The following is an 8,919-nucleotide window of genomic DNA, read 5'->3' as shown; positions in this document are numbered from 1 at the left end:
CCCAGAACCCGTTCTGCGGTCCAAAAGTGTCGACCATCCAGCCGGCGGCGAAGGAGCCAAGCGCAATGCCGATGCCGATCCCGGTGGTCACCCAGGTCACGCCTTCCGTGAGCATTGCCGGCGGCACGTGGCGTTCGATCAGGCCAAAGGCGGTGATGAAGGTCGGCGAGATGGCAACGCCGCTGACGAAGACGGCTAGCGCCAGGGTCGGCACCGTGTCGGCAAAAAGCAGCGGCAGCGTGGTGAGCGCGATGACGGCGACCGCTATCGCGAGTTGGCGTTGCAGCGGCGTGCGCAAACTGAGCGCGCCGACGATGATGCCGAGCAGGAAGGATCCCAGTGCATAGACGCCGATGACGAGGCTGGCTGCTTCGGGCTGGCCGAGCTCTTCGGTAATGGCAACGGTGGTGACTTCCGTGGTTGCGAAGGTCGCGCCGACAAAGATCAGCGCGACGGTGATGATCTGCACCGGCCGCAGGCGGATCGCCGAACCGGCCGCGCCATCCTCGGCCGGACGAATGGGCGGTTCCGTCGAACGCTGCAGCAGGAATGCCGCCGAGCCGAAGGCGAGCAGCAAGGTGCTCACCACCATCCCGGCTTCCGGAAACAGCGTGGCACTCAAGCCCACCGACAGCGATGCCCCAGCGACATAGACCAGCTCGTCCGCGGCCGATTCCAAGGCGAAGGCGGTATTGAGCTCGGGGCGGTCGCGAAAAATCTCGGTCCAGCGCGCCCTGACCAGCGCCGGGATGCTGGGCATTAACGCGGCAAGCAGCGCGGATAGGAACAAGGTCCACACCGGCCAGTGCTGGTTGGCCGCGACGATCAAGGTTGCGAAGGCAAGCGCCGAGACAAGTGTCGTCGGCACGGCAATCCGGCTCTGGCCGAGGCGGTCGACCAGCCGCGAGACCTGCGGCGACAGGAAGGCGTTGACCAAAGCGTATGTGGCCGAGACGGCGCCGGCCAGCCAGTACTCGCCATGCGTTTGTGACAGCATCGCCACAATGCCGATCGGCGCCATGGCGATCGGCAGCCGGGCGATGAAGGCTGCCGCGGCGAAGCTCTTCGTGCCAGGAGCCCGAAAGATTTCCGAATATGGGTTTCGCATGGTCCTGTTCCTCGACAAGGGAAAGTGCCGCAATTACATACGCAGCGTATGAATGGCAGATAGTTCATACGTCGCGTATGTCAATTAGCATACGACGCGTATGTGAATAAGGCCAGGAGCCATGCATAAGCCCCGCAAGGAGATGATCGCCGAGACGCGCGCCAAGCTGATCGCGGCCGCGCGCTATGCCTTCGGCACGATCGGCTATGCCGAGGCCTCGATGGACGATTTCACCGCTTCGGCGGGTCTGACGCGCGGCGCGCTCTATCATCATTTCGGCGACAAGAAGGGGCTGCTGCAGGCGGTGATCGCCGAGATCGACGCCGAGATGGCGGCGCGGGTGAACGAGGTGGCCTCGCGGGCGCCTACTCGCTGGCAGCATTTCGTCGACGAATGCACCACCTATATCGAGATGGCGCTTGAACCGGAAATCCAGCGCATCATGTTCAGGGACGGCCCGGCCGTGCTCGGCGATCCGGCTCAGTGGCCCAACGCCAGCGCCTGCACGGCTTCAATGACCGATCACCTGTCAAAGCTGCAGGAGGAGGGCGTCGTCGTTCCCGATCTCGACCCCGAGACCGCAGCGCGGCTCATCAACGGCGCCAGTAGCCAGGCCTCGCAGCGCATCGCCAATGCCAAGGATCCGGAAGCGACGTCGAAGAAGGTTGTGGCGGCGTTCAAGCAGCTGCTGGAAGGCCTGAAAACCAAATAGCATCCGGTCGCGGCGTTCCGGGCAATCACTCGGGTCCGCGCTGCCTCAGACAATTGTCCCCCGCTCAAAATCCCTCCGACATTGACTTTGGCAGGAGCGAGCGCATCCTCTCCCGCCAATTCTCTGAGGCGGAGGGTCGGGGCCATGTGGGACTTCAGCATCGGCCGGTCGGTGTCCATCATGATGCGGACGTGGCCGTTCATCGTCTTTCGCATCATCGTCTATTTCGGCATCACGGTGGCCTACATAACAGCGACCGGCACCGGCGCCAGCGTCGGTTACGGCGTCGGCCACATCTCGACCGATCCGGACGGGCCGATGTCCTTTGCCTTGTGGGGTGGGATCGTCGGCTTCGGCGTGGTCTCGATCGCCGTCTACTGGATCCGCGAATACATTCTCTATGTGCTCAAGGCCGGCCATATCGCCGTCATGGTCCATCTGATCGACGGGCAGGAAGTTCCCGACGGCCAGGGCCAGATCGCCTATGCGCGCGAAGTGGTGACGAAGCGCTTCGCCGAGGCCAACATCCTTTTCGTCGTCGACCAGCTGGTGAAAGGCGCCATCCGCGCCATCACCGGGCTGATCGGCGGCATTGCTGCATTCCTACCCATTCCAGGCTTGAGCGGTCTGGTGAGCTTCATCAACACCGTGATCCGCCTGTCGCTGACCTATGTCGACGAGATCATCCTCGGCTACAACATCCGCACCAATTCCAACTCGCCTTTCGAGACCGCCAGGCAAGGCGTCGTGCTCTATGCGCAGAACGGCAAGTTGATGGTCAAGAACGCCGTCTGGCTGGCGGTGATCATGTGGGGTGTTTCCTTCGTCATCTTCCTTTTAATGCTGGCGCCCGCCGCCGCGATCCTCTGGGCCATGCCGGGCCAGCTTGCCGGCTGGGCCTTCGTGTTGGCCATCGTCTTCGCCTGGGCCTTCAAGGCGGCTTTCATCGAGCCCTTCGCCATCGCTTCGCTGATGCAGGTCTACTTCGCCGCCATCGAGGGCCAGGTCCCCAATCCGGAATGGGACCGGCGCCTGGCCGAAGCCTCGTCCAAGTTCAGGGAATTGCGCGACAAGGCGCTCAGCCCCTTCGGCGGCTCGCGCTGGGATTCGCCAAGGACCGCTTGACTAGAGTCAGAGGAGATGCCCCGCCAATGGAAGGATCGCCGCCAGCATCTGGCGCGAACGCCAGCCTAGCAGCGGCCTTGTCAAGCTACTTGGGCGCCGCGAGTGCTCGGGCGAGCTATTCACGTGCAGGGCTGGCGTCAGGAGTGCTTGAGTTAGCGCGGTCCATATGCGCCCCAGTAACGCCACCGGCAGGTAGCGTATCGATGTTTGACGCCGCAGAGAACACCGTCGACGATCAACGCTAGATCGCCGATGCTCGGCTTCTATCGAGATAAATTTGTCGCAACCGCCGGGTGACTACGCCCGGCAGCCCGTTGCCGATCGGCGCACCATCCATCCTGACCACCGGGTTCACCAGCCCGGATGATGACGTTGAAAACGCCTCCGTCGCAAGTCTGGCCTCTACTACCGTGAATGGGCGCTCCTCCACCCGCAGATGAAGTTCACTTGCGCACTGCAGAACGACTGCCCGGGTAATCCCGTGCAGGATATCGCTCGAGAGATCCCGCGTGACGATCGTCCCATCCGAAGTCACGATATGGGCGTTGTTGGAAGAGCCTTCCGTGACGTAACCATCCCTCACTAGCCATGCGTCATCGGCGCCGCGTGATTTCGCCTGCATTTTGGCCATGGAGGGATACAGGAGTTGCACCGTTTTGATGTCGCAGCGCCGCCACCGGAGATCTTCCACGGTTATGACGTGCTGGCCGCGTATGGCGACCGGATTTTCGACAAGTGCCTTCTCTTGTGTGAAGAGCACCACGGTGTTCGGCGTATCCCGAGTAGGAAATATGAAATCGCGGTCGGCCGCGCCCCGGGTGATCTGCAAATAGACAAGTCCCTCGGATACATTGTTCCGTCCAATGAGCTCCCTGTGGATCTTCAAAAGATCTGCTTCGGTCAGGGAGAACGGCATATCGAGCTCACGGAGCGATCGCCGCAGGCGCGCCATGTGACTGGCAAAATCGACGAGCTTGCCATCAAGAACGAGCGTGACCTCATAGACTCCGTCGGCGAACAGGAAGCCCCGATCGAAGACCGAGATACGGGCCTCGCTTTCCGGTAGATAGGATCCACTCACATAGACTTGGCGCATTGATAGACCTCAAAAATGCAGACCACGCTCACGGCCTTGAGCGAAACTATTGAACTCTTGTCAGGGTGCAGGCCTAGGCAGCTTTAAGCGCAATAGCGGCGCTGCCATCCTGCACCCCTCGACTGCGAAAACGCTATTCGCCAGACAGCAGGCGGCTAAGGTCAGGCACAGCCCCGAGAAATTCGTCGGTTCACTCCACAGCGCTTCGCAGCGCGGCGACAAAGGCATCAAGATCGCGCTTAAGCATGTAAATGTGTGGCGAAACCCGCAAACCCTCGACGTGCTCGACCTTGCGGTATTTCACGTGGACCTGGTGTTTCTCGCGAAGGTCGCGCTCGAGTTGCTGCATGTCGATGCTGTCGATCGAAAACAGACTTATCGCAGCGAGGCTGTCCGTGTCGGTCGGCGTATGGAGCCTGAAACCGGGAATGTCCTGGACGAGACCTACCCAATATCGGGTGAGTTCGCGCAGTCGCGCATGCATCCGTTCCGCGCCGATCGCCTTGTGGAATTGAATTGCGGGCGCGATTCCTGCCTGGACAGCGGAATTGTAGGTGCCGAGATTCCAATGGTCGAATCTGTCTATGTGCACCGCGGGCTGGTCGAAAGGTGCAAGCAATGGCCAGGTGGTATCGATCCGGCGTTCGCTGACGACCAGCATCCCGTTGCCGATAGGAGCACCGAGCCACTTGTGCAGGCTGGTGACAAAAAAATCGCAATCGAGTTCGCGGAAGCTGACCGGCATCTGAGCAAAAGTCTGGGCACCGTCGACGACAGTCATGATGTCGCGCTCCCGCGCGATCTCGCAGAGCCGGTTCACCGGCAGGACACGCCCGTTCCAGTGGTACATGTGAGTCAGCTGCAGGACGCGGGTACGCGGGGTCATCGCCTGAACATAGGATTCGATGATGTCGTCGTCGCTGTCCATGAGGTCGAAGGTGCAGTTTACAACCTCGATGCCCTCGCGCTGTTGCCGCTGCAGCCAGCCCGCACGAACGCTGGGGTAGTCCCAAGGCGAGATCAGCACTTGATCGCCCTTAGTCAGCGGTATTCCGAAGATCGCTGTCGAAAGACCCTCCGACGAATTCCGGTTCAGCGCGATCTCTCCGGGGCTGCAATCGATCAGTTCCGCCAGCTCGCGTTTGATATGAGGAAGTGCTGTGTCGAGCTTGCTCCACATATTGTAGTCGGGATTGCGACTGATGAAGCGGTAGGCGTCAACCGTCGCTTCCTCGACAACAGTCGGTGGGGGACTGACCGCGGCGTTGTTCAAGTTGAGGAGTGGTTCTTGCGGCGGGTATTTTGCGCGGATGCGCTCCCATTCCGCTTCGTCCTCATGTTCGGCGGACCGATCTATTGCAAAAAAATTCATGGGAACGCGCCGGGTCTCATCTATGGCCCGACAATAAGCGCCGTAGCCCAGCTCAATCTGCCTATTCACATGAGAAGACAGAATTTAATTGCGAACGCCGGTGAATTCGCGAGACGTTGAAGCCCGAGAACGACATCGCTTGGCACAGGGTTAGCCGTGAGGAAGCGAGTGCGGAGATCCGGCCCAATCACGCCAAGAAGAACCGTCACGTTGTCAAGCGATGCGCGAACAATCCCCGGTTTCTGAGAGCGGGCAACGACGGTCAGGCCTGCCAATGCGCCATTGCGCAAACGCGAAGCGCGATGGCGCGTTGCGGTTGGTGCGGGTCTATGGAACGCCGAGCGGTTCTAAGGCTTCAATCGTTCTCCGAGACGAGCGATCGCCGATTTGAGCGGCGCCTCGCCGGCGCCGCAAAAGGTCTCGCTCATCACCAGCTCGGGCAGCGGCAGGCGCTTGCCCCAGCCATGCGCTTCGAGGTCGGGCCTTGGCGCGAATTCCGAGACGCGGCCGACGCAGAGATAGGCGATCGGCGTGACGTGCTCGGGGATCGACAGCAGTCGCTTCAGCGCTTCGGGCTCGATGATGCTCACCCAGCCAACCCCGACGCCTTCCGCCCGCGCCGCGAGCCAGAAATTCTGCACCGCGCAGACGGTGCTGTAGAGGTCCATCTCCGGATTGTGCCAGCGCCCGAGCGGCGAGTTCTTCGAGCGCTGGCGGTCGCAGGTGATGCAGAGGTTGAGCGCGCTTTCGCAGATGCCCTCGAGCTTCAGCTTGCGGTAGAGCGCCCGCCGCTCCACCTCGATCGCCGGCAGTTCCTGTTCGCGCGCGGCGAGGAAAAGGTCGCGCACCTGCCGCCGCCTTGTGGCGTCCCGGATGATGATGAAGTTCCAGGGCTGCATGTAGCCGACCGACGGCGCGTGGTGTGCCGCGGTGAGCAGCCGCGCCAAAACGCCGTCGTCGAGATCGTCGGTAAGGAAATGGCTGCGCACGTCGCGCCGGGTGAACATGGCCCGGTAGACGGCGTCGCGCGCCAATTGGTCAAAGTCATCGCCGCCGGCGGCGGCTGTTCGTGCCTGCATCGCTTGTCCCCTTGCGATAAGCAGTCCTCCGCCTGACCATGCGGATGACCATGTCTGCCGGGCCGGTCTTCTGGCTCGGGATCGACCCGCATCCGGCGCCTTCCCGTCTGGGACAGTGGCGTTTGCCGGCGCGGTCCCCCTCACAGCGTTGGGCACGCCACGGATTTCAACCGTGTTCCCGATTCTCCCGCGTTGCGGGCACCAGGCAGCGACGCGACCTTATCGCGAAGCCGAGGCCGGGCCAATGCCGCCAGCGACACGATTGGGCGCGATTTCCCCAATCATTCGGCGCTGAAACATGGCTATCCGTGCGACAGGTGCCTAGATTAGGCGCCATGACCACTCGTCTTTACACTCATCCGGTATTCCTGGAACACCTCACGCCGCCCGGCCACCCCGAGCGGCCCGACCGTTTGCGCGCCATCGAGCGCGTGCTCGACGACGAGGCTTTTTCGGCCCTCGACCGCGTCGAGGCGCCGGAAGGCGACGAGGCGACTATCCTTTACGCGCATCCGGAGGATTTCGTCGGCCGTGTCCGCGCTGCGATTCCCGAGACGGGGATCGTCTCGATCGATGCCGACACCAGCGCCAGCCCGAAAAGCTGGCAGGCCGCGGTGACGGCGATCGGCGCGGCGAACGCCGCCGTCGACGATGTGTTCGAGGGCCGTGCCGCCAATGTCTTCGTTGCCGCGCGTCCGCCCGGCCATCACGCCGAAAAAGCGACCGCGATGGGCTTTTGCCTGTTCAACACCGCGGCGATCGCCGCCCGTTATGCGCAGGAGAAGCATCTGGCCGAGCGCGTCGCCATCGTCGATTGGGATGTGCATCACGGCAACGGCACGCAGGACATTTTCTGGGACGATCCGTCGGTGCTCTATTGCTCGACCCACCAGATGCCGCTTTATCCGGGCACCGGTGCCAAGAGCGAGACCGGCGCCGGCAACATCGTCAACGCGCCGCTTGCGCCGAGCACCGGCAGCGACACGTTCCGCGACGCCTTCCTGTCGCGCGTGCTGCCGTCGATCGACGCCTTCCAGCCGGATCTGATCATCATTTCCGCCGGTTTCGATGCGCACCATCGCGATCCGCTGGCCGCGATCAACCTGACCGAGGATGATTTCGACTGGGCGACCGGCCAGCTGATGGAGCGCGCCGGGCGCCACAGCGGCAACCGGCTCGTCAGCCTGCTGGAGGGCGGTTACGATCTGCAAGGATTGGCATTTTCGGTCGCCGCCCATGTCGGGCGGCTGATGAAGGGATGAATGATGGCTGATGAAGCTAACCAAGACGTCAAGGCGATGAGCTTCGAACAGGCGCTCGACGCGCTGGAGAAGATCGTCGATGATCTGGAGCGCGGCGACGTTCCGCTCGACCAGTCGATCAAGATCTACGAGCGCGGCGAGGCGCTGAAGGCTCATTGCGACCGCTTGCTCAAGGCCGCCGAGGACAAGGTCGAGAAGATCAGGCTCTCGCGCGACGGCAAGCCGGTTGGAACGGAGCCGCTCGACGCCGAGTGAGGTGTATTGATATTCAGGTGAGGCCGCCTGCAAACGCGGCTTTCTGCGGTTCCGGTGCTCACGTCCTTCAAGTACGCTCCGGTCCGGTTCTCGGAACCCGCCATTTTCGGCTCGGTCTGACCTGAATCTCAACACACCTCGGTGCACAATGTCAGACCGGTTCGGGCAGAAAGCAGGTAAGGAGTTAAAGCATGTGCCGAAACATCAAGACCCTGTTCAACTTCGATCCGCCGGCGACCGACGACGAGGTCCATGACGCGGCGCTGCAGTTCGTTCGCAAGCTGAGCGGCGCGACCAAGCCGTCCAAGCGCAACGAGCATGCCTTCAACCACGCCGTCGAGGCGATCGCCGCCGCCGCGCGCGAGCTGCTTGACAGCCTCGAAACCACCCAGCATCCGCGCAACCGCGAGGAAGAGGCCGCCAAGGCGAAGGCCCGATCCGCGCTCCGCTTCGCCTGACGCCGGTCATGAGCTTCTTTCCGGGCAACGATCCTGAGGCCGGCGACGCCTTCGCCTGCGACCAGATCGAGTTGATGGTCATTCCGAACGCCAAGGACATTGGCGGCTTCGAGGTTCGCCGCGCCTTGCCGACGGCGAAGCGCAGGCTGGTCGGTCCGTTCATCTTCTTCGACCGCATGGGTCCGGCCATCCTGCGCGCCGGCCATGCGATCGACGTGCGCCCGCATCCGCATATCGGGCTTTCCACCGTCACTTATCTGTTCGACGGCAAGATCAGGCATCGCGACTCGCTCGGCACCGAAATGGTGATCGCGCCGGGCGACGTGAATTTGATGACCGCCGGCCGCGGCATCGTTCATTCCGAGCGCACGCCCGAGGAATTGCGCGGCGCGCCGATGTCGATTTCCGGCCTGCAAACCTGGCTGGCGCTGCCGGACAGCAAGGAAGAAATC

At 62.4% G+C, this 8,919-nt stretch carries 10 protein-coding genes and 1 riboswitch; of the genes, 6 read left to right on the top strand and 4 right to left on the bottom strand.

Annotated features, from left to right (window positions below; all coding sequences use genetic code 11):
• The coding region (locus EOA60_RS09020) for an MFS transporter (protein WP_164899235.1) at positions 1 to 1,108 on the bottom strand (1,108 nt) is incomplete at its 3' end.
• A gap of 121 nt (positions 1,109 to 1,229) precedes the next feature.
• Between EOA60_RS09020 and EOA60_RS09015 the strand changes: the two genes are divergently transcribed.
• The gene (locus EOA60_RS09015) at positions 1,230 to 1,820 is read left to right on the top strand and encodes a TetR/AcrR family transcriptional regulator (protein WP_095823811.1); all 591 of its coding nucleotides are present in this window, start codon (positions 1,230 to 1,232) and stop codon (positions 1,818 to 1,820) included.
• Between the two features lie 144 nt (positions 1,821 to 1,964).
• Positions 1,965 to 2,945: a hypothetical protein gene (locus tag EOA60_RS09010; RefSeq protein ID WP_095823810.1), complete on the top strand. Its 981-nt coding sequence runs from the start codon at positions 1,965 to 1,967 to the stop codon at positions 2,943 to 2,945.
• 241 nt (positions 2,946 to 3,186) lie between these two features.
• On the opposite strand, the gene EOA60_RS09005 is transcribed toward EOA60_RS09010, so the two are convergent.
• The 3 genes from EOA60_RS09005 to bluB all read right to left on the bottom strand — a co-directional run bounded on the left by EOA60_RS09005 (position 3,187) and on the right by bluB (position 6,492).
• Entirely contained in the window at positions 3,187 to 4,041 is an 855-nt protein-coding gene (locus EOA60_RS09005) for a D-amino-acid transaminase (protein ID WP_128292929.1), read from the bottom strand.
• 190 nt (positions 4,042 to 4,231) lie between these two features.
• A complete protein-coding gene (locus EOA60_RS09000) occupies positions 4,232 to 5,413 on the bottom strand; it encodes an aminotransferase class V-fold PLP-dependent enzyme (RefSeq protein WP_095823808.1) in 1,182 nt (393 codons plus the stop codon).
• Positions 5,414 to 5,760: 347 nt separating this feature from the next.
• Positions 5,761 to 6,492 (bottom strand): 5,6-dimethylbenzimidazole synthase, encoded by a 732-nt coding sequence (gene bluB, locus EOA60_RS08995; RefSeq protein WP_067327847.1) that lies wholly within the window; start codon positions 6,490 to 6,492, stop codon positions 5,761 to 5,763.
• Between the two features lie 42 nt (positions 6,493 to 6,534).
• Positions 6,535 to 6,713, bottom strand: a riboswitch (cobalamin riboswitch).
• Positions 6,714 to 6,827: 114 nt separating this feature from the next.
• Between bluB and EOA60_RS08990 the strand changes: the two genes are divergently transcribed.
• The 4 genes from EOA60_RS08990 to EOA60_RS08975 form a co-directional block, all read left to right on the top strand.
• Entirely contained in the window at positions 6,828 to 7,754 is a 927-nt protein-coding gene (locus EOA60_RS08990) for a histone deacetylase family protein (protein ID WP_066998053.1), read from the top strand.
• Between the two features lie 3 nt (positions 7,755 to 7,757).
• A complete protein-coding gene (locus tag EOA60_RS08985) occupies positions 7,758 to 8,009 on the top strand; it encodes an exodeoxyribonuclease VII small subunit (protein WP_095778033.1) in 252 nt (83 codons plus the stop codon).
• Between the two features lie 191 nt (positions 8,010 to 8,200).
• On the top strand, positions 8,201 to 8,467 hold the full coding sequence (locus EOA60_RS08980; RefSeq protein WP_066998050.1) for a DUF2277 domain-containing protein: 267 nt from the start codon (positions 8,201 to 8,203) through the stop codon (positions 8,465 to 8,467).
• Between the two features lie 8 nt (positions 8,468 to 8,475).
• On the top strand, positions 8,476 to 8,919 hold a 444-nt coding region (locus EOA60_RS08975), incomplete at its 3' end, for a pirin family protein (RefSeq protein ID WP_164899234.1).

Source organism: Mesorhizobium sp. M1A.F.Ca.IN.020.06.1.1, assembly GCF_004023265.1.
Classification (GTDB): Bacteria; Pseudomonadota; Alphaproteobacteria; order Rhizobiales; family Rhizobiaceae; genus Mesorhizobium.
The sequence above is the reverse complement of the archived record's forward strand: the minus strand, read 5'-3'. Positions and strand labels throughout refer to the sequence as shown.

What these genes read in the sequence shown, in the direction of transcription:
- EOA60_RS09015 (WP_095823811.1), top strand. Translation starts at nt 1,230, where the DNA reads ATGCATAAGCCCCGCAAGGAGATGATCGCCGAGACGCGCGCCAAGCTG.
- EOA60_RS09010 (WP_095823810.1), top strand. Translation starts at nt 1,965, where the DNA reads ATGTGGGACTTCAGCATCGGCCGGTCGGTGTCCATCATGATGCGGACG.
- EOA60_RS09005 (WP_128292929.1), bottom strand. Translation starts at nt 4,041, where the DNA reads ATGCGCCAAGTCTATGTGAGTGGATCCTATCTACCGGAAAGCGAGGCC.
- EOA60_RS09000 (WP_095823808.1), bottom strand. Translation starts at nt 5,413, where the DNA reads ATGAATTTTTTTGCAATAGATCGGTCCGCCGAACATGAGGACGAAGCG.
- bluB (WP_067327847.1), bottom strand. Translation starts at nt 6,492, where the DNA reads ATGCAGGCACGAACAGCCGCCGCCGGCGGCGATGACTTTGACCAATTG.
- EOA60_RS08990 (WP_066998053.1), top strand. Translation starts at nt 6,828, where the DNA reads ATGACCACTCGTCTTTACACTCATCCGGTATTCCTGGAACACCTCACG.
- EOA60_RS08985 (WP_095778033.1), top strand. Translation starts at nt 7,758, where the DNA reads ATGGCTGATGAAGCTAACCAAGACGTCAAGGCGATGAGCTTCGAACAG.
- EOA60_RS08980 (WP_066998050.1), top strand. Translation starts at nt 8,201, where the DNA reads ATGTGCCGAAACATCAAGACCCTGTTCAACTTCGATCCGCCGGCGACC.